This is a genomic window from Rubrobacter calidifluminis (assembly GCF_028617075.1).
Lineage (GTDB): Bacteria > Actinomycetota > Rubrobacteria > Rubrobacterales > Rubrobacteraceae > Rubrobacter_E > Rubrobacter_E calidifluminis.
In genome coordinates this window covers 24,219-42,834 of record NZ_JAQKGV010000013.1, presented here as the reverse complement: position 1 = coordinate 42,834, position 18,616 = coordinate 24,219, and the positions used below count along the sequence as shown (strand labels likewise).

Genomic DNA, 18,616 nt, shown 5'->3' with positions numbered 1-18,616 from the left:
GCCTCCCGGAAATGTCACGAGAGCCGCCATCACATCAAAAGTTTACCTCACCAGCCGCTCACGCCGGCGCCTTTTTACAGAGCGGACGGGTTCACGACCCCGAAAGCCCACAGCAAAGCTATGAGTATTGGCTGGTGGATCAGGTAGATAAAAAGGGTGTGCCGCCCGACAAAGGCGAGCGGGCGCATCGGACGCGGCGCCTGCCCGAGAGGCTTCACGTCTCGCCGCCGCAGGTAGAACGTGTTGCCGACGAAAAGCCCGAGCAACACCACCCCGAACCACGGCAGCAGCGCCCTGTAATCTGCCATGTACACCCCGGCGGGGAAGACCCCGAAGGGGGCGAGCAGAAACCCCCAGACCCCCGGCAGTACGAAAGAGTTCTGGTCGGCCTGTATGAAGGCTCCAGCCGCGACCACCGAGAGCCCGAAGAACAGGTTCGTCCAGCGCCGCCGCAGAAAGGGATAGGCCAAGATGATAGAGACCCCGAGCATGTGCAGGATGCCGAAGATGACGACCCCTGCTTTCAGCACCCAGAAGACCACCGTTATGCCCATGCCGTAGCCGAAGATCCTCAGGCCCCGCCGCAGATACTTCGGGAAGAGGTTCGCCTCCGGTCCCACCTTCATGCGCGCCCTCTGGTGGCTCAAGGCGAGCGAGAGCCCGGCCAGAAACACGAACATGAAGGCGCTCGTATCTGCGAAGTTGCCCCAGAACATGCCCACCGCGTTCACGGGATAGCCGGCGAGGAAGTCCAGATCGTAGACGAAATGGTAGGTGGCGACCAGGACCATGGCGATCCCCCGCACCACGTCGACATCCCAGAACCTACCCCCTACCTTCCCGGCGAAGGCCGCGCTCTCGGACCCCGGTCTGCTCTCCTCCAATCCCATCACCGAGATATTGCCACAACCAGGCCGACGGGACAGGCGTCTCACGGGGAAGATTACGATGCCTCCCGGAAACGTTCCCGAAGCACGGCGTACCGGACCATCCCCCCGAACTCCTCGCGCAGCTCCATCCCGAGCCGCTCCATCATCCCCCTCCAGGCACGCCGGCGCGCACCGGTGTGGCTCCAGATCTCCTCGAGCCCGAGCTCTTCGAAGCCGTATCGCAGCACCTCCCGGCAGGCCTCGGGGGCGAGGCCCATGCACCAGTACTCCTTCGAGAGCGCGTAAGAGAGCAGGATACGCCCGCCGTCCGCCGGTTCGAGCCCGCAGTGCCCGATGAGCGCGCCGTCCTCGCGGTGGACCATCGCGAGCTGCCCGAGACCGCGAGGATAGAGACCCAGCCACCTCTCGAGGGCCGCCGCCACGCCGTCGCGATCAACGCCCCCCGCCCAACCGAAACCGCGGGTCGTCTCCTCGGCATCGAGGCGCGCGAGCGTATCCAGCTCCTGCGGCGAGAACTCCCTGAGAACGAGCCTCGGCGTAACGAGCTCCACGAGCACCTCACCTCCTCCGCGCGGGCGCGATCTCGACGACCAGCCGCCCGAGCTTCGGCATCGCCTCCCGGACGGCCTCCCGCAACCGCCGCTCCACCTCGCGCGCCTCTTCCAGCGTCATCGCCGGCGGCAGCAACACGCACACCTCCGAATGGACCCGATGCCCGACCCAGCGGGCCCGGACACTCTCCACACCCTCGACGCCGGGCACCCTCCCGCAGACCCGGCCTATCGTCTCGGGGATCTCCGGCTCTATGGCGTCCATCATCCGGCGCCACATCGAGAGCGCCGAATCCCTGACGATGAACAGGATGGCGATGGTGATGAGGATGCCCACGATGGGATCCACGACCGGGTACCCGAGCCAGACTCCCCCGGCCCCGACGAGCACCGCGAGCGAGGTGAACCCGTCCACGCGGGCGTGCTGCCCGTCGGCGACCATCGCGGCGCTCCCGATCTTCTTCCCCACCCCGATGCGAAACTGCGCCACTAACTCGTTGCCGAGAAAGCCGATCACGGCGGCGAGCGCGACCCACCCGACGTTCGAGACCTCGGAGCCGTGGATCAGACGCTCAATAGACTCGTAGGCGGCTACGCACGCGCTGAAGAAGATCACCGCGACGATCGCCACCCCCGCAAGATCCTCGGCCCTCCCGTAGCCGTAGGTGTGTGCACGGTCAGCCGCTTTCTTACCGAGCGCGAACGCGAGCCACAGCGGCAGCGAGGTGAGCGAATCCCCGAAGTTGTGGATGGTGTCGGCGAGCAGCGCGACCGAGCCCGAGAAGACGACCACCAAAAGCTGCAAGAGCGCGGTGAGCATGAGCCCCACCAGCGATATCTTGAGCGCCCTTATGCCCTCCTCACTCGCCTCGAGCGCCTCGTCCACGCCTTCGTGGCTCTCGTGCGCGTGCCCGAACGGAAGAAGATGCGAGAGCAGGTGCACGATGCCTCCGTGCTCGCGGCCGCTCAACGGCGCCTCCCCGGCTCGAACAGCCGCGCGTGGTCCACGTGATAGAGCGCCTCCCGGAGCAGTACCCCGAGGTGGTCGTCGGCGAGCGCGTAGAAGGCCCTCTTGCCCTCCCTGCGCCGCCGCACCAGCCCGAGGTCCCTGAGCACCCTGAGCTGATGGCTCGTCGCGGACCCGCTCATCCCGACCACCTTCGCCAGCTCTCCCGCCGTGAGCTCGCCGTGCTCCAGCAACGCGAAGAGCGCCCTCACCCGCGTCGGGCCGGAGAGCGCCCCCATCAGGCCCGCGATCCTCTCGTCCACCCGACCCATCTCCCCGCTCAAGACGTCCCGCGGCTCAAGCAGCCGCTCCCCCGGCGAAGCTTCCCTGAAGTGCGTCATGAGAATGATTCTCTCACATCTGAAGAATTCTTCAAATATGATACGGAGGCAGGGTTTCGACCCTGCCTCCACCCTGGACTAGTCGCCGGGCGGGAACTCGTAAGACGCGGGAGGCTTGCCCTTCATCTTGCCGATTACCAGCGCTATCTCCTCGTGTTCTTTGATCGGGACCTTGCGAGGATCCCCCTTGTAAAGTTTGCCGTCGACGTAGACGCGGAGCGGCTCTGAGCGGCTAACATCGAACGAGAGAACTTTGTTCCTGGAGAGCGGAGCACCCCAGATATCGAAGAAGTCGCCCAGGGTGTAGGTGCGCTGGACCGGGGATTCGACGTGGATTATGCCGCTGGAGTCGTGGGTGTGCAGCCAGTAGATGCACTTTCCGGGGATGCCTATCTGGGAGGGCACCCTGACCTTCCTGCCGTTGGCGAAGATGTCGAGGTGGGCGTGGATGTGGAAGAGGAGCTGCTCGCTGGTTGCGCACTTTATCCCGTCTATGGGCTGGCCTGTGCCCCCGTTGCTATTGAAGTTAGCCTGAGGCTCGTAGGGGTTGGGGCGTGAGAGCCAGGCCAGAGCGCCGACCATCGCCGCGACGACGATAACCACGACCACCGCTACCGTTCCGAGCCCGATCGATCTGGTTCCGTTCGGGTTCCTGCGTTTTACCGAAGCACGCTCACCCGTACCGCGGTTCCGGCCCCGGCTGTCGTTCCTGCTCAAGTTTTTCTCCTCTTGGGATCGTGGAACCACCTCGCACTCGCAGGCGACGCTCGCCTGCGGGTGTATTGCAATCGTCTCTCTTAGACAGTTGTGAGGAGGTTCCAGGGAGGGAGCGGATCTGGGGCGAGGTAAAACTCTGCGGGTGGCCTCTGATCTGCTGGCCGCCTCCCGCAGAATGCGGCGAAGGCGAAAGCCACGACGGAGGCGGCGAGGATCGCCGCAGCGCAGGAAGCCGGACAGGCGGCGGAAGACGCGTGTGGTGGCTGCTGGCATCCGTCCGGACCGCATCCTCCACCCGCCGACTGCGGGTGGAACGACACGAAGACGACCAGCAGGGCCGCCAGCACGACGGCGTATGTGCGGCGCAAAGTCAAACCTTATGGATTATCCCACGAACCACCTTGCTTCGCCGCCGCGCGCTTCTTCAAAAATTCTTCGAAAACAACAAAGCGCCGGTCGCACGAAACCACCCGAGACGTAACCCCTTGTGCACCAGATTTCGGTCATCGCGCTCGACGAGTGCGGCCATCCTCGCGGCGATCAGGCTCTTCCCCGGCGTAGCAGCCGCACTGCTCCCCACGCCAGGACTCCAGCCCCTCCCTCACCGCAACCCCCGCGATCACGAGCGCCGCCAGAGGATCGGCCCACCACCACCCAAACAGGGCGTTGGCTCCGAGCCCGATCAACAACGCGGCGGAGAGGTAGGCACAGAGCATGTTCTGGGTGCCCTCGCCCTTGACCGCCGCCGATCCGAGTTCCTCACCGACTCGAGCCTTCGCCCGGGCAAGCGGCGGCATGGTGAGCAGCGTAACGACGGACAACCCCATCCCTACCCAGCTCGTCGCCGGATGCTCCTGCAGCAAGAGCGTCCTTCCGGACTCGATCCCGACGTAAGCCGCGAGCAGGAAGTAGCTGAGCCCGATCATCCTCTGCGCCCGCCTCTCGGCACCCTCCGACGAGATCCTCCCGGAAGCGAACCTCCAGAGGATGACGATCCCGGCGGCCGCCTCGATCAGCGAATCGGCTCCAAAGCCGATCAGGGCTATGGATCCCGCCACGATCCCCGCCCCTATGGCCACGCCGGCCTCTATCCCGTGCCAGACGAGCCCCAGCCGGGCCAAAAGCCTGGCTCTCTTCACCAGACGCATCCGCTCCTCTACCCCCTGCAGGGGCCCTCGCCCCACCCGGACCGGCCGCCCGCTCACACCCCGATCTCCTCACCAAGCACAGCCGAGAGCAGCGAAGCCCCGCGCTCCGTGAGCGAGTACATGACCATCTTCCCCTCACGCCTGGAGCGTACCAACCCCAGCGAACGCAGCACCCGAAGGTGGTGCGAGACCAACCCCTGCCCGCGCCCCGCTATCCAGGACAGATCGCACACGCAGAGCTCCCCGGCCTCCCCGAGCGCCGCAGCCAGCGTGAGCCGCGTCGGGTCCGAGAGAGCCCTGGCCCTCCCGGCGGCCTCCTGCGCCCTCTTCTCCGTCAGTAGCTTCTCGCGAATCGCCTCCGCCCTCGGAGCATCCACGCAAAGCAGTTCGCACCTGTCATCATTCATATCTACATTCTAACAAATGTAGATATATCCGGGCAAGCGCCACGGGAGGCGGGCTCGAGGGATTCTTACACCCTGACCACCCGCATCATGCCGGCCTCCATGTGGTAGAGGTGGTGGCAGTGGAAGGCCCAGTCTCCGGGGTTGTCCGCGTACCAGTCGACGGCGAACCTCTGCATCGGGTCGACGATGGCGGTGTCCTTCAACGGTCCCCTTCCTGTACCGTTGTCCACCTGGAAGGAGTGTCCGTGCAGGTGCATCGGGTGGGGCATCATGGACATGTTCATGAACTCGAAGCGGATATGCTTGTTCCTTCCGGCCGTGATCGGGTCCGGTGTGGCGTTGGGTCCCGGATGGAAGGACTTCCCGTTGATCCTCCAGACGTAGCGCCGCTCGTTCCCGGAGAGGGTGACGGGTGTCACCTGATCCGGGCTCCCGGAAGGCAGGTCGACCCCAGAGGCTGCCCTGAGCATACCGTACAGGAGGAGCTTCTTTCCCAACTCGGGCGGCTTCTGGCCTGCCGGTGGAGCGGAGCCCGAGCTTCCCCGGTAGCGCAGGATCGCACGTCCCATCTTCTCCGTCCCCTCGGCCTGTGCCGCGAGCTGCCAGACACCCGGGTTGTTCGCCTCGACGATCACATCGTAACGCTCACCCGGTCCGATCCGCAGAGCGTCGACGTCTACCGGCTCGACCGGCTGCCCATCGGTGTGTGTCACGGTCATGCGATGACCGGCAAGGGCCACCCTGAAGATCGTCGCGCTCGCCGGGTTGATGAAGCGCAGCCGGAGTCGCTCCCCGCGCTTCACCATGAGCTCCTCGGGAGAATCCGGGGGTTTGCCGTTGATCAGGTAGTAGGGGTAGACGATATCCGGCGTCCACTGGCGGGGTTCGCTCCCGCCCCCCATCCCGGACATACCGCGCATGCCCCCACCCATGCCTCCCATACCTCCCATACCTCCCATGCCTCCCATACTGCCCATCCCGATCATCGCGCTCCCTCCGGACTTGAGGCGCTTCATCGCGTCCTCGGGAGTACCCCGCACCCCGTCGAGCCAGTCGTCGAGCATGAGCGTGTACTCGCGGTCGTAGGAGAGCGATTCCTTTTTGGGCTCGATGACGAGCGGACCGTAGAGGGCGCGGTCGAGCTGGAGCCCGACGTGGCTGTGGTAGAAGTAGGTGCCGGAGACGGGGACCGTGAACTCGTAGACGAACTCCCCCCCCGGCTTTATCGGCTTCTGGGTGACGTACGGGACACCGTCCATCCCGTTGGGGATGGGGAGCCCGTGCCAGTGTACCGTCGTACCCTCCGGCAGAGCGTTCTTCACCTTCACCCGAAGCCGCTCTCCCTCTTTTACCCGGATCTCGGGCCCCGGCAGGTTTCCCCCGTAGGTCCAGGTCTTCACCCGGCGCCCGCCGATCCTGACCTGTGCCGGCGAGACATCGAGCGCGTACTCTCTGGTGCCGGACGGAGCAGGGGTAGTGCGGGAGGTGCCGGCGCCCGCTCCGGAACCCGAAGATCTCCCGCAGGCACCCAGGACGAGGGCCCCCGTCCCCAACCCCGCAAGCCCGAAGAACTCCCGGCGGCTCAGCTTAGCCATCTTCACACACCACTCTTTCCTTCCAGTCCCCGTTCGTCATCAGACCCTCTTCCCGGACTTCTCCCTCAGCACCCTCAGCGAATCCCTGTACTCTTCAGTAGTGATCTCGCCGCGGGCGAAGCGCTCCTCCAGGATCTCTTCCGCTCTGTCCCTCCGCGGGTAATCCCCGTCACGCGAGACCGGGAAGGCCCTGGCCAAGGCCCATACTACGAGAGCTATGACGCCTATCAGGAGCAACGCCGGGACGATCATCCACACGAATCCGAACCCGCCCATCATGATTGTCGTACCTCCGTTTGTCGTTTTCGTCTCACGAAGAGAATGTAGTACGCGCAGATCAAGCACCGCTCGAGAAAAGATCAAGCCTGGATCAAGATTCTCTCCGGGGAGCCACGGGCAGGGTGAACTCGAAAGCCGCCCCCCTGCCAGGACCGGCGCTCTCGGCGTGTATCCTGCCGCCCATCGCTTCGACGAGCGTCCGGCAGATGGTGAGCCCCACCCCGACCCCGCCATTCTCGCGCGATCGGGAACCCTCCACCCGGTAGAACCGCTCGAAGAGGTGCGGCAGATGTTCGGGTGCTATGCCCTCCCCGGAATCGGTGACCCGGAAAGACACCTCGTCCTTCGCCCGACGCGCCGACAGGGAGACCTCGCCTCCGGACGGCGTGTACTTCAGCGCGTTGGAGAGCAGGTTGTCCAGGACCTGCACGACCCGGTCCCGGTCGGCGAGCACCGGCGGTAGATCCTCAGGGACGGAGACCTCCATCCTCACGCCCTTCTCCGCGAAGAGCGGCCCGAGGAGACCGGCGGCCTGCTCCACGACCTCCCTTGGCGAGACTTCCCGCAGGTGCAGGGGGATTCCGCCGGCCTCCGCCCGGGAGAGCTCCTGCATCTCGTCCACCAGACGGTGCAGACGGCCGGCCTCGGCGCGCACTAGAGACCAGGTCTCCTCCGAGGGTTCGACCACACCGTCGATCAGCCCGTCCATGTACCCCTCGATCACCGTCAGAGGAGTCCTCAGCTCGTGGGAAACGTCGGAGATGAGGTCGAGCCGGCGCTGTTCGGTGGCCTGGAGGGTCCGGGCCATCGCGTTGAGGCTCTCGGCGAGCTCACCGAGCTCGTCGTCGCCGCGCACGGGTACGCGTTCGTCGTAACGTCCGGCCGCTATGCGGCGTGTCGCCCGGCTCATCGCCCGCAGGGGACCGACGATCCTGCGCGCAACGAACATCCCCGTCACTGCGGCGACCGCTATCGCGGCGACCGCCGCGACGGCGAGCGAGTAGAGGAGCGTACGCGCGAAGGCCCTAAAGACGGAGTCCATCATCTGGCCCATGCTCATCATGTGTGAGGGACCCATCGGACCCTGCATGAGGTTGCCGAAGAGCAACGGCGCCACGACAGAGACCGCGACCAGGAAGGTCAGCGTCCCCACCAGGGCCACGACCAGGTGCGAGGCGAAGAGCCTGGGCAGCAGACCCCGGAACCCCATCCGGGAGGGACATCTCATCTCCTCATCCTGTAACCCACGCCGCGCACCGTCTCTATGTAACGCGGATGCGCAGCGTCCTCCCCCAGCTTCTTGCGCACGTTGGCGATGTGCACGTCCACCACGTGATCATCCCCGAAATACCCCTCGCCCCACACCCGTTCCAGAAGCTGCGCGCGGGAGAAGACCAGCCCGGGACGGGAGGCGAGCGCCGCCAAGAGATCGAACTCTATCGCGGTGAGTGCGATCTCCCTACCCCCAAGACGCACCTCGCGCCTGGAAGGGTCGATGCTGAGCTCACCGACGCGCAGAGGCTCCTCCTCCGGTCCCGTCCCGGAACGCGGCCTGCGCAGCATGGCCCTCACGCGGGCGACCAGCTCACCCGGAGAGAAAGGTTTGGGCAGGTAGTCGTCCGCTCCGGCCGAGAGACCGACGATACGGTCCGTCTCCTCGACGCGCGCAGTGAGCAGGATCACGTAGGCATCCGAGAAACGCCGCAGCCTGCGCAGCACCTCCAGGCCGTCCAGCTCCGGCAACATCCAGTCGAGGACGACGACATCGGGCCGGACTTCACCCGCGATATCCAGCCCGGCCCTGCCGTCGAAAGCCTCGTACACCTCGAAGCCTTCCCGCTCCAGGTAGGCCCGCAGGAGCCTCACCAGGCTCCTCTCGTCCTCCACCACCAGCACCCTGACGCCCATGGGCGGAGCCTCGCTCTACCCCCTGCCGACCGGACAGGCACGCTCGCCCTCGAGCCGGCGATAGAGGGCATAGAGCAACATCCCCACGGAGAAGAAACCGAGCAGCGGCTGGATCGGAGCGAAGTAGGTGAGCGCCCCGCTCGCCCCGAGGGCCAGCACGACGAGCTTGTTGCACACAGGACATCCTATGGCGAACACCGAGAAGATACCGCCGAGCAGTCCCCCTTCGGTGCCGGACCGTCCGGAGACGGGCGCGGGGTTCACGTAGGTCGCCAGCAGCAACCCCCCCAGCACCGCCCCGGCCACCCAGAACGTGTAGTCCCACCACGTGGCCGGTATCATCCGGTGGTAGATCGGGGTGCTTATCAGGCCGGTGGGAACACCGGAGACCACCAGCCAGACGAGACCCGCGAGCGCGGCGACGGCGTAGCGCCGCGCCTGCCAGTTCCTCAGATCCGAGAAGACCTCCATCCGACTCATCTCAACGACCCCGCTCGCTCACCCGTCGAGACCTCTGGTTCCACTGTCTTTGGTTTCCGCCTCCACGCAGCGATCATGAGGCTAACCACCAGGGCGAAGATGCTGGTTAGTTGAGCATTGTTCATCCCAAAAGCCACCTCTGGTACGTCGCGCACCACCGAAAAGATGACTACGCGGCTCAAAGCAAACGTCCCCAGCACAAAGGCGAACAGCAACCCAGGCCTCTTTGTCAAGAGGTCTTTCAAAAACCAGGCGGCGGCAAAGATCAAGAGGTCTATCCCCACCTCGTAAAGTGCTCCCGACTGCACCGCGATACCTGGAGTTGGTCTCTCCAAGCCTCCCACGGAGTAAACGACACCCCACGGTAGAGAAGTTGGTGGGCCATAATGTTCGCCGATTATTACGTCACCGATCCTGCCTATAGCCATCCCCAAAGCCCCGACCAGCGCCATCAAATCAGCAAACGACCAGAACGGCACCCTGTAACGGCGGGTGAGCCACAGGAATGCCAATGGGACGAGAGCAACCGTGCCGTAAAAGGCGAGCCCTCCCCGCCACACCTCCAGGATCCTCACCGGGTTGCGGAGGTATTCCATGGGGTTGCTCTGAGCCACGTAATAAAGCCTAGCCCCGACGATCCCGACCAGGAGTGCCACGATCGGAGCCCACTCCAGAAACGCCTCTGGATATCCTCTCCTTCTGGCTAGCCGCTCGAAGAGGAACCACCCGACAAGGAACCCGATGAGGATGGCTATGCTATGCCAGCTGATGCTGAGCGGCCCGAGCCGGAGTTCTGGAGGGAAAGGTATCTCTATCATCTACGGGCCTCCTGGCCTAAACCTTGCTGCGTGTTCACTACTACTCCCTGAGTCTATACCACCCGTCCCAGCAGGACCTGCGCCGCGATCCCGATGGCTGCGGTGGCGAAGAAGGCCACCCCCCAGACCGCGACGACCAGCGGCGGAGAAGCGGGGGCCTTCTTGGGCTCCCGGAACATGGGGACGACGACCCGCAGGTAGACCCCCAAAGAGAGCACGCTGTTGAGGATCGCCACCACCGCGAGCCACGTATACCCGGCGTCTATCGCCGCCCCGAACAGGAGGAACTTTCCGACGAACCCCGCGAGCGGCGGCACCCCGACGAGAGAGAACAAAAACACCACCATCGCCCCGGCCGCCCACGGCGAGGTCCTCCACAACCCGGTGAAGTCTCCGATGCGCCTCCCCGCCTGCAGGACCACGGCGAAGGCCCCGAGGTTCATCGCGGCGTAGGCGGCGGCGAATACGACGAGGGAGCGCGGGGCCAGTGCTCCCTGCCCCACGTCCACGATGCCGAGCAGGAAGTACCCGGCCTGCGCTATCGAGGAGTAGGCGAGAAGTCGCACGATCCTCTCCTGCACGAGCGCCGCCAGGTTGCCGTAGGTCATCGAGAAGGCGGCGAGGACCGCCACCACCAACTGCCAGGCGACGAGCCCCTCCGGCAGGTCGTGCACGACCTGGGCGAGAGCGAAGATCGCTCCGACCTTCGGCACTATCGACAGGAACGCCGCGATCGAGACCGGAGCGCCCTCGTAGGCATCGGGTGCCCAGAAGTGAAACGGGACGTAGGACGCCTTGTACCCGAGCCCCACCAGGACAGCGACCAGCCCGAACGCCGCCGCGAGCGGGTATCCCTTGAGTGAAGGGAGCTCGGAGAGCAAAGTCGAGCCTACAGCTCCATACCAGTAGGTGAGGCCGAAGATCATGACCGCCTCGGAGACCGATCCGAAGACGAAGTATTTCATCGCCGCCTCGGTCGCCCGGTCGTCCCTGGGGTAGGCCACCAGGGCGAAGGACCCCAGGCTGGAGAGCAGCACGCCCAGCACCAGGAACATCACATCCCCCGCTCCGGCGAGCATGATCGCCCCCAGCAACGTGAAGGCGAGCAGTGCGTAGACCGTACCCTCGCGGTCGGTGCCCCTGACCTCGCGGCGGGCGAGCACCGCGACGAAAGCCGTCGCGCTCGAGAGCACGATCACGGCCCACAGGCTCAGGGAGTCCACCCGGTAGGTCCCGGTAAAGACGCTCGTCTGCGTCCCCAGGAACGCCACGGCCAGACCCGCCGCCGAGAAGAGCCCGACCACCGTGTAGACGAGCGCCACCTTCGGCAGACGTAGCATCTCGAAGGCGAGCGCGCCCACCGCCGCCCAAAGCACCGCGAGCTGAGGCGCGAGCAGCGTGAGATCGTGCGCCATCCGGGCGAGCGACATCACAACCCCATCGCCTTCGTCGTATGGTGTACGACGCCGAGGATCAGGGCCGGGTAGACCCCGACCACGATGGTCAGAGCAAGGAGCGGCGCCGTCGCCAGGACCTCTCGCACCCCGAGATCCCTCATCCCCTGCAGCCACCCGTCGGGCCTGCCGAAGAAGGAGACCCGTATCGCGCGCAGGTACAGCCCGGCGGTCACGGCGATCCCCACCAGCGCGACCGCCGCCGCGACCGGGTACACCCGGAACGAGCCGAGAAAGATCTGGAACTCCGCCGGGAAGTGGGCGAGCCCCGGCAGCCCGAGCGAGGCGAAGGAGAAGAGGACGAAGAACCACCCCAGCGCCGGCGTGACCCGCAACAGCCCGCCGAAGGCGCCCATCTCGCGCGTGTGTGCCCGTTCTTGCAACGCACCGACCACTAAAAACAACGCGCCGGTCACGAGCCCGTGGCTCACCATCTGCAGCACGGCCCCGTCGAGCGCGAGCGTCCTCACCTGCGCGCTCGTTGCCGCAGCGGCCGCCGCGACGGCCAGGAAGACGTAGCCCATGTGGTTGACGCTCGTGTAGGCGACGAGCCGTTTGAGGTCCTTCTGGGCCAGGGCGGCGAAAGCCCCCCAGAGAGCGCTGACAACCGCGATCCCCGCCACGTAGGGGGCCGCGACCCGGAAGGCGTCGGGGGTCATCTGCAGGGCGAACCGGATCAGACCGTATGTCCCGATCTTCAGCAGGACACCCGCCAGTATGACGCTGCCCGCGGTCGGGGCCTCGGTGTGCGCCAGCGGCAGCCAGGTGTGCACCGGGAAGATGGGGCTTTTGATCGCGAACGTGACCAGCATGGCGAGAAAGGCGAACGCGGCCGCAAGCCCCGTCAGGGGCGGTGAGGCCACGAGCTTCTGCACGTCGAAGGTGTGCGGGCTGCTCCCGGCGTAGAGGACGAGGATCGCGAGCAGCAAGGGCAGGCTCCCGAGCAGGGTGTAGAGGAAGAACGTGATCGCGGCGCGCCGGCGCTCCTCGTAACCCCAGCCGTAGATGATGAAGTACATCGCGACCAGCGTGACCTCGAAGAAGACGTAGAAGAGGATCGTATCCAGAGCGACGAAGACCCCGATGCACGCCGTCTCCAGCAGCAAAAACAGCGCCACGTAGGAGCGGGCGTCCCTCTCGACCCCGACGGAGAAGACCAGGGCCAGGAAGAACAGCACCGCTGTCAACAGCACGAGCGGCAGGCTTATCCCGTCCACACCCACACGGTAGGCCACCCCTATCGAGGGCATCCAGGAGGCCTCCTCGACCTGGGAGAACCCCGCCCCCGAGACGCCGCGCACCCACATCAACCCCGACCCGGCCAGCGCAAGCCCGGAAGAGACGAGACCGATGGCGTGCGCGCCGCGCGGCGGGATCTTGCGCAGCACGACCAAGAGCGCCGCTCCCAGAAGCGGGACGAACAGGGTCACGGAGACGACCGGGAACACCAAAACCTCCTCCTACAGGCCTCTCATGGCTTCGACCGCGAGGAACACCAGCAACAGCGCCATCCCGCCCGCCGCGAGCGCGAGCTCCCTGTGCACCAGCCCGCTCTGCAGCGCGCGGACACGCTCACCGAGACCGCGGGCGCCACGTACGAGCGCGAAGATCACACCGTCGATCCCACGCTCGTCGGCGACCCGCACCGCTTCGGCGAGCGCGAGCGCCGGTTTCGCCACCAGCGCGTCCACTCCGCCCGCGAGGCGGAACCCGTTCTCTGCGGCCGCGCGCAGCGGGCCGAGCAAACGATCTGCGGTGAAGGTCCATCCCAGAAACAACCCGAGGAAGGCGGCGGCGGTACCGACGACCGTGGTCACCAGCTCGTCCGGTATCTCCTCCCCGATCAGCCCGGAGAGAGCTCCTTTCAGGAACCCCACGAAGACGGCCAGCACGGTGAGAGAGGCGAGCCCAGCCCACATCCACCGCATACCGGCGACGGGCTCCTCTCTCTTCTCGCCCCGCCACAGGAGCCTCAGAGCGCGTGCGACGTACGCTCCGGTCAGAAGAGCCCCGGCGAGCGCGAGCGGGAGGAGAACGAAGCCGTAGCCGGACTCGTAGGCGGCGGCGACGATAGCGTCCTTGGAGAAGTACCCGGCGAGCGGCGGGACGGCGGCGAGCGCGAGCCCGGCGACCGTGAAGGCGGTGAAGACGAGGGGTCGCTCGCGCCCGCTTCCTCCGAGATCGGAGAAGGATGTCGAGCCCCGGGCGCGCTGGAAGATGCCCGAGCCGGCGAACAGGGCGCTCTTCATCGCAGCATGGGCGGCGAGGTGAAAGAGCGCGGCCGCCGGGAAGCCCGCCCCGAGAGCGAGCAGCATGAACCCGTACTGGCTGGAGGTCGAGGCCGCCAAAAGGCGCTTGAGGTCGCGCTCGGCCACCGCGGTCACGCCGGTCGCCACGGCGGTCACGCCGCCGAGGAGCCCGACGACGAGGAGCACCCCGGGCGAAAGCAGCGGGAAGGTCCGGATCAGGAGTATCGCCCCCGCCGCCACCAGGGTGGCCGAGTGGAGGAAGGCGGTGACGGGGGTGGGCGCGACCATCGCGTCCTGCAGCCAGCCCTGGAGCGGGACCTGCGCCGACTTGCCCGCCGCGGCGAGCAGGAGCAAGATCCCCGCGGCGAAGGCGGCCGGACCACCGACACCGAAAGTCCCGGAGATCTCGCTCGTGCCGGAGCGCGAGATCAGGACGAAGACCGCCACGTAGAGCCCCAGGTCTGCGGTGCGGGTGTAGAGGAAGGCACGGGTGGCCGCAGACCCCGTCCTCCCTTTCTCGTGGGAGAATCCGATCAGGAGGTAGGAGGCCAGACCGATGAGCTCCCACGCCGCCAAAAGCAGGACCCAGTCGCCGGCCACGACGAGCGTCTGCATCATGGCGGCGAAGAAGGACATCTTGGCGAAGAAGCGCACCCTGCCGCGCGCTCCCTCCATGTAACCCACCGCGTAGACCATCACCAGCACGCTCACTACCGCGACGAGCACGGCGAGCACCGCCGTGAGCGGCTCGACCACGATCCTGAGCGGGAAACCCGGAAGCCCGGGCAGCGCCGCGGAGAAATTCGCTCCACCAGCCACCCGGACCAGCGTGACCGCGGCGGAGACCACCTCCACCCCGGCCCCGAGCAGGGCCAGTGCGGCCGGGGCACGTCGGAAGAGAAGGATCGCGACGAGCGCGGCGAGGGGGCCCAGGATGGTGAGGGCGGCTACCGTCATCCCTTGAGATCCTCCGCCTCCTCCATCTCCACCGACCCTCTGGAGCGGAAGCGGGCCGTGCCCACGCCGAAGCCCACCGCCATCTCGAGCGCCATCACGGTCATCACGATGAGGACGAACATCTGCCCGGAGTAGGCTGCGGGGTGCAAAAAGCGCCAGAAAGCCACCAGGTTGACCATCGCCGCCCCAAGCATCAGCTCGACGCCCATCATGATCATGACCAGGTTCGTCTGGGAGAGGGCGCCGTAGAGCCCGATCCCGAAGAGCACCGCCCCGGCGACCAGAGCGACCAGCAGCGTAGCCATCATCGCCTCCTCTCTATGGCTACCGCCGTCGCGGCGATCATCGCCGTCAGGATGGTGATCCCCGCGGTCTCGAAGACGAGCATCGAGCGTCCCAGGAGTTCCTCCCCGAGCGCGGCGACCTGAGCCTCCGGCATGGTGGACGGGCCGACCGTCCCCCACCCGCCGAGCAACGAGACGGCGACCGCGGCGGCCCCACCAAAGATGCCCGCGGCTATCGAGAGGCGCTTCTGGTGCGTCATGTCCATCCCGCCGAGTCCACCCGGGTCCATCATGTACATGACCATGAAGATCGCCATGATCGCCATCTCGGTCGCCATCATCATGATCTGCAGCACCCCCAAAAATTCGGTCTGCATCGCGAGGAACATCGCGCCGATGGCGGCCTGCGAGAACAGTAGCGCGAGCGCCGAGCGGACCATCGAGGAGGTGCGGAAGACCACCACGCCGAACCAGATCGCCGCGAGCCCGAAGAAACCGGTGAAGAAAGCCTGCGCCATCACATGCTCCTCAGGACCAGGGTTATGCCGACCCAGAATATGTTGACCAGCGCGAGCGGTATGCCGAGCTTCCAGCCCCACTCCATGACGTGCTCGCCGCGCAGCCTCGGGACGTACCGCCCGGCCGTGAGCATGGTTGCCGCCACCACGAGCGTCTTCAAGGAGGTCCACGCCCAGCCAGGCAGGAAAGGCCCGAGCCACCCGCCGAGGAAGAAGACCGTGACGGCGAGCGAGAGACTCACCACGAGCACCATGCGCGCCAGACGCACCACCGCGAGCCGCGGTCCTGCGTACTCGGCCTCGATCCCACCCGCCAGCTCGCCCGGCGCGGTGGGCAGGTCGAACGGCGGCAAGAAGCAGACCGCCATCGCCGCCAGGAAGAAAAGCACGAACCCGAGCGGCTGGGTGAGCGCGTTCCAGATCCCGGCCTGCGACTCGACGATGGTGGTCGTGACGAGTGAGCCGGCACGCATCGCCACCGCGGTTATGGGCATGACGATGAGCATGGAGTAGGCGACCAGCTGCCCGAGGAAGCGCCAGCCGGCGACCATCGCGTACGCCCCGTCCGGCCCCCAGCCGGCCATGACGAGCGCCACCATGACGTAAGCGAGCGCGGCGTTGACGGCCAGAGCGCCGGTGGCGAGGTCGGCGATGACGAGGTGCGGCCCGAGCGGGAGCACCGCCGCCGCCAGCACCGCCGAGACGAGGAGCAGAACGGGGGCGGTCTCGTAGAGGACGCGGTCCGGCTTGCGGGGTACGATCGACTCGCGTCCCAGGAGTGCAACGGCGGCCCAGAACGGGCCGGCGAACCTGAGGCGTCCGGTCGAAGTCCATCCCTCGAGCACGGCGACGAGGTACGCCCCGGCGAAGAGCATCACCAGCACGAGGAACACCGTCATCGCGTCATCCCCCACGGCGAGAGGTCGAGCGAGGCAACCCCGGCCAACGCGTCCGCGACCTCGTGCTCGAGGGCCACATCCTCTACGAGCTGCGCGTGCCGCCCGGAGGGAGTCTCGAGCTCCGCGGAGCGTACCATCCCGTCCTCGATCCGCACGCGGAGCCTCGCCGGACCGCGTGGGGTCTCCACCGTGGCGTCACCTTCTCCCGAGATGCCATCCTGCACCCCCAGATCGTCCGGCGCCGAGACGGAACCCACGGCCTGGACGATCTCCTGGCTCCGCTCCATCTCGTCGAGGTGCAACATCAGACGAGAGTATGCGTCGTTCCCCTCCTGCACGGCCGGCTCGAAGCCCAGATCCTGGTAAGCTTTCTCTTCCGAGCGGACATCGTAGGGAAGCCCTGCGGCGCGGGAGACCGGCCCCGGGTACTCTGCGGCCCGCGCCGTACGCAGACGTCCGACGCCCTCCAGCCTGCGCCGCAAGAGCGTGGCACCCCGCAGCCTCTGCAGGAGATCCGACAGGTCACCCCACAGCGTCTCTCCCTCACCGGTATCGTCGCGCAGCAGGGCGAGCTGCAGACCAGCGGCCCGCCGATGCAACCACTCGTACCCTATCAGGTACCCGAAGCTTGAGAGCCATCCCAGGTGGCTCACCACCCGCTCGTGCTCCAGCGCCCCGAGGTACGCGGTAGCCCGCGCGGGTTCCACCCCGGCCGCGTTCTCGACGGCCCTGAGGGCGAGCACCCGGTAGGCGACCGGGGAGAGCGGGTCGATCCGGCCCAGATGCTCCAACAGATCGTCCACCGGAACTCCCTGCAGACATCCCCCCCCTCTCCCTACCGCCGACCCGCTCTGAACGCAGGCCACCGTATCGCCGTCGAGCGTGAAGGTGAGTGCGAGCCCGCCGGGAAGCCCGGGGAAGAGCGGACCGAAAGGAACCTCCACCCACTCCATCCTGAGGCCGTCGCCGCTGGGCTGCAGGTCTCTGGTCATCTCGACCATCGACATGAACCCCATGTCTGTGTGGTCCATGTGCTCGTGGCCTCCGGAGCCGTGCTCTCCATGGTCCATCGAACCGTGGTGCAGTTCGCCGGCCTCTTCTTCCTCCTCCTCTCCGTCACTCTCTCCGGAGGAGACTTCGCGCGGCACCAGGTCCATACCACACTTGGGACAAGCGCCGGGCTCCTTCTGCACGACTTCGGGGTGCATGGGGCAGGTGTAGCGGGTCTCGGTCGCCGCCGCCTCCGGTGCGTAATCCTCCACCCCCGGGTCCCAGGCCCCCTCGGCGAACGCCCGGCGCAGCCTCGCCACCGCGGCCGAGAGCGATTCCTGATCCATGGGGGCCGAAACGTCCGGCCCGGGTAGCGGGGAGGCAGTATCGGAACCCAGGACGAGAACGGCCCTGGGCCGCATCATCTGGGCATAGATCACCGAGGCTGCGTCCCGCAGTCCTTCTGGCAGCCCGCCTACGACCACGAGCACGCTGGCGTGACGGGGGGATGGAACCACCCGAAGCCCAGCCGCCCCGAGATCGAGGCCGAAGGCACGCGCGACCTCGGGGCCGGGCACGACGAACGCCGCGAGCTCCTTCGACGAGGCGCGGGCGGCCAGCCGCCTGAGCCAGGACGTCTCCCCCTTGCGCGCCCCGGTGATCACCTGCGCTTCAGCGCCCCCTGGCTCCAGCCGTAGAGCAGCCCCAGGAACAGGATCGCGAGGAACACCCCCATGTCCAGCAGGGCCTCCAGCCCCACCTTCCTGTAGACGACGGCCCAGGGGTACATGAAGGCCATCTCCATGTCGAAGGCCAGGAAAAGCAGGGCGAGACCGTAATACCGGACGTGGTAGCGTACCCAGACCGGCTCGGAGGAGAGCCTTCCGGAAGAGGCGGGGACATCCTTGCCCTCCTCCCGCCGGGGCTTCCCGAAGGAGCGCCCGATCAGGTACACACACCCCACGAGCCCGGCCGTACCCGCGATCATCCCCAGGAGCAACGCGTACTGTTCGAGAGGGCTCATCATGAAGTCTCTTCAGGCTTCAGATCGTCCACGGCTCTCGTCTCCTTCCCGGTTTCGGATCGAAGGGTTCCGTACACTTACCCCCTACCCCTATCCACGAA

Annotated in this window: 21 protein-coding genes; all 21 read right to left on the bottom strand. The window is 66.5% G+C overall.

What is annotated here, in order from left to right:
• Positions 1 to 74: 74 nt before the first annotated feature.
• Positions 75 to 884 carry a heparan-alpha-glucosaminide N-acetyltransferase gene (locus PJB24_RS11365; protein WP_273845964.1) on the bottom strand — a complete coding sequence of 270 codons (810 nt, stop codon included), beginning with the start codon at positions 882 to 884 and terminating at the stop codon, positions 75 to 77.
• Between the two features lie 59 nt (positions 885 to 943).
• Entirely contained in the window at positions 944 to 1,441 is a 498-nt protein-coding gene (locus PJB24_RS11360; protein ID WP_273845963.1) for a GNAT family N-acetyltransferase, read from the bottom strand.
• Between the two features lie 7 nt (positions 1,442 to 1,448).
• The gene (locus PJB24_RS11355) at positions 1,449 to 2,411 is read right to left on the bottom strand and encodes a cation diffusion facilitator family transporter (protein ID WP_273845960.1); all 963 of its coding nucleotides are present in this window, start codon (positions 2,409 to 2,411) and stop codon (positions 1,449 to 1,451) included.
• Positions 2,408 to 2,788, bottom strand: a complete 381-nt coding sequence (locus PJB24_RS11350) for an ArsR/SmtB family transcription factor (protein WP_273845958.1) — start codon at positions 2,786 to 2,788, stop codon at positions 2,408 to 2,410. The genes PJB24_RS11355 and PJB24_RS11350 overlap by 4 nt, the downstream gene beginning before the upstream one ends.
• Before the next feature lie 78 nt (positions 2,789 to 2,866).
• Positions 2,867 to 3,505: a hypothetical protein gene (locus PJB24_RS11345; protein ID WP_273845955.1), complete on the bottom strand. Its 639-nt coding sequence runs from the start codon at positions 3,503 to 3,505 to the stop codon at positions 2,867 to 2,869.
• Positions 3,506 to 4,008: 503 nt separating this feature from the next.
• Positions 4,009 to 4,710 (bottom strand): cation diffusion facilitator family transporter, encoded by a 702-nt coding sequence (locus tag PJB24_RS11340; protein ID WP_273845951.1) that lies wholly within the window; start codon positions 4,708 to 4,710, stop codon positions 4,009 to 4,011.
• Positions 4,707 to 5,060 carry an ArsR/SmtB family transcription factor gene (locus tag PJB24_RS11335; RefSeq protein ID WP_273845948.1) on the bottom strand — a complete coding sequence of 118 codons (354 nt, stop codon included), beginning with the start codon at positions 5,058 to 5,060 and terminating at the stop codon, positions 4,707 to 4,709. The genes PJB24_RS11340 and PJB24_RS11335 overlap by 4 nt, the downstream gene beginning before the upstream one ends.
• A 65-nt stretch (positions 5,061 to 5,125) precedes the next feature.
• Positions 5,126 to 6,655 carry a multicopper oxidase family protein gene (locus PJB24_RS11330; protein ID WP_273845946.1) on the bottom strand — a complete coding sequence of 510 codons (1,530 nt, stop codon included), beginning with the start codon at positions 6,653 to 6,655 and terminating at the stop codon, positions 5,126 to 5,128.
• 39 nt (positions 6,656 to 6,694) lie between these two features.
• Positions 6,695 to 6,934 carry an SHOCT domain-containing protein gene (locus tag PJB24_RS11325; protein WP_273845943.1) on the bottom strand — a complete coding sequence of 80 codons (240 nt, stop codon included), beginning with the start codon at positions 6,932 to 6,934 and terminating at the stop codon, positions 6,695 to 6,697.
• A 91-nt stretch (positions 6,935 to 7,025) separates the two neighbouring features.
• Positions 7,026 to 8,162 carry a sensor histidine kinase gene (locus PJB24_RS11320; RefSeq protein ID WP_273845940.1) on the bottom strand — a complete coding sequence of 379 codons (1,137 nt, stop codon included), beginning with the start codon at positions 8,160 to 8,162 and terminating at the stop codon, positions 7,026 to 7,028.
• On the bottom strand, positions 8,159 to 8,842 hold the full coding sequence (locus PJB24_RS11315; protein WP_273845938.1) for a response regulator transcription factor: 684 nt from the start codon (positions 8,840 to 8,842) through the stop codon (positions 8,159 to 8,161). The genes PJB24_RS11320 and PJB24_RS11315 overlap by 4 nt, the downstream gene beginning before the upstream one ends.
• A gap of 15 nt (positions 8,843 to 8,857) precedes the next feature.
• Positions 8,858 to 9,313 (bottom strand): hypothetical protein, encoded by a 456-nt coding sequence (locus PJB24_RS11310; protein WP_273845936.1) that lies wholly within the window; start codon positions 9,311 to 9,313, stop codon positions 8,858 to 8,860.
• A gap of 5 nt (positions 9,314 to 9,318) precedes the next feature.
• Positions 9,319 to 10,140, bottom strand: a complete 822-nt coding sequence (locus PJB24_RS11305) for a prolipoprotein diacylglyceryl transferase (protein WP_273845934.1) — start codon at positions 10,138 to 10,140, stop codon at positions 9,319 to 9,321.
• Positions 10,141 to 10,193: 53 nt separating this feature from the next.
• Positions 10,194 to 11,570, bottom strand: a complete 1,377-nt coding sequence (locus PJB24_RS11300) for an NADH-quinone oxidoreductase subunit N (RefSeq protein ID WP_273845932.1) — start codon at positions 11,568 to 11,570, stop codon at positions 10,194 to 10,196.
• A complete protein-coding gene (locus PJB24_RS11295; protein WP_273845930.1) occupies positions 11,570 to 13,042 on the bottom strand; it encodes a complex I subunit 4 family protein in 1,473 nt (490 codons plus the stop codon). Before PJB24_RS11295 ends, PJB24_RS11300 begins: the two co-directional genes overlap by 1 nt.
• A gap of 12 nt (positions 13,043 to 13,054) precedes the next feature.
• Entirely contained in the window at positions 13,055 to 14,800 is a 1,746-nt protein-coding gene (locus PJB24_RS11290; protein WP_273845928.1) for an NADH-quinone oxidoreductase subunit 5 family protein, read from the bottom strand.
• A complete protein-coding gene (nuoK, locus tag PJB24_RS11285) occupies positions 14,797 to 15,105 on the bottom strand; it encodes an NADH-quinone oxidoreductase subunit NuoK (RefSeq protein ID WP_273845926.1) in 309 nt (102 codons plus the stop codon). Before nuoK ends, PJB24_RS11290 begins: the two co-directional genes overlap by 4 nt.
• The gene (locus tag PJB24_RS11280) at positions 15,105 to 15,605 is read right to left on the bottom strand and encodes an NADH-quinone oxidoreductase subunit J family protein (RefSeq protein ID WP_420541932.1); all 501 of its coding nucleotides are present in this window, start codon (positions 15,603 to 15,605) and stop codon (positions 15,105 to 15,107) included. The genes nuoK and PJB24_RS11280 overlap by 1 nt, the downstream gene beginning before the upstream one ends.
• Positions 15,602 to 16,501, bottom strand: coding sequence for a complex I subunit 1/NuoH family protein (locus PJB24_RS11275; protein WP_273845922.1), 900 nt, complete (start codon positions 16,499 to 16,501; stop codon positions 15,602 to 15,604). Before PJB24_RS11275 ends, PJB24_RS11280 begins: the two co-directional genes overlap by 4 nt.
• A complete protein-coding gene (locus PJB24_RS11270) occupies positions 16,498 to 18,156 on the bottom strand; it encodes an NADH-quinone oxidoreductase subunit D-related protein (RefSeq protein WP_273845920.1) in 1,659 nt (552 codons plus the stop codon). Before PJB24_RS11270 ends, PJB24_RS11275 begins: the two co-directional genes overlap by 4 nt.
• Positions 18,153 to 18,515 (bottom strand): NADH-quinone oxidoreductase subunit A, encoded by a 363-nt coding sequence (locus PJB24_RS11265; protein ID WP_273845918.1) that lies wholly within the window; start codon positions 18,513 to 18,515, stop codon positions 18,153 to 18,155. Before PJB24_RS11265 ends, PJB24_RS11270 begins: the two co-directional genes overlap by 4 nt.
• Positions 18,516 to 18,616 lie beyond the last annotated feature (101 nt).

What these genes read in the sequence shown, in the direction of transcription:
- nuoK (WP_273845926.1), bottom strand. Translation starts at nt 15,105, where the DNA reads ATGGCTACGCTGCTGGTCGCTCTGGTCGCCGGGGCGGTGCTCTTCGGG.
- PJB24_RS11320 (WP_273845940.1), bottom strand. Translation starts at nt 8,162, where the DNA reads ATGAGATGTCCCTCCCGGATGGGGTTCCGGGGTCTGCTGCCCAGGCTC.
- PJB24_RS11335 (WP_273845948.1), bottom strand. Translation starts at nt 5,060, where the DNA reads ATGAATGATGACAGGTGCGAACTGCTTTGCGTGGATGCTCCGAGGGCG.
- PJB24_RS11315 (WP_273845938.1), bottom strand. Translation starts at nt 8,842, where the DNA reads ATGGGCGTCAGGGTGCTGGTGGTGGAGGACGAGAGGAGCCTGGTGAGG.
- PJB24_RS11310 (WP_273845936.1), bottom strand. Translation starts at nt 9,313, where the DNA reads ATGGAGGTCTTCTCGGATCTGAGGAACTGGCAGGCGCGGCGCTACGCC.
- PJB24_RS11275 (WP_273845922.1), bottom strand. Translation starts at nt 16,501, where the DNA reads ATGACGGTGTTCCTCGTGCTGGTGATGCTCTTCGCCGGGGCGTACCTC.
- PJB24_RS11300 (WP_273845932.1), bottom strand. Translation starts at nt 11,570, where the DNA reads ATGTCGCTCGCCCGGATGGCGCACGATCTCACGCTGCTCGCGCCTCAG.
- PJB24_RS11330 (WP_273845946.1), bottom strand. Translation starts at nt 6,655, where the DNA reads ATGGCTAAGCTGAGCCGCCGGGAGTTCTTCGGGCTTGCGGGGTTGGGG.
- PJB24_RS11350 (WP_273845958.1), bottom strand. Translation starts at nt 2,788, where the DNA reads ATGACGCACTTCAGGGAAGCTTCGCCGGGGGAGCGGCTGCTTGAGCCG.
- PJB24_RS11305 (WP_273845934.1), bottom strand. Translation starts at nt 10,140, where the DNA reads ATGATAGAGATACCTTTCCCTCCAGAACTCCGGCTCGGGCCGCTCAGC.
- PJB24_RS11290 (WP_273845928.1), bottom strand. Translation starts at nt 14,800, where the DNA reads ATGACGGTAGCCGCCCTCACCATCCTGGGCCCCCTCGCCGCGCTCGTC.
- PJB24_RS11265 (WP_273845918.1), bottom strand. Translation starts at nt 18,515, where the DNA reads ATGAGCCCTCTCGAACAGTACGCGTTGCTCCTGGGGATGATCGCGGGT.
- PJB24_RS11325 (WP_273845943.1), bottom strand. Translation starts at nt 6,934, where the DNA reads ATGATGGGCGGGTTCGGATTCGTGTGGATGATCGTCCCGGCGTTGCTC.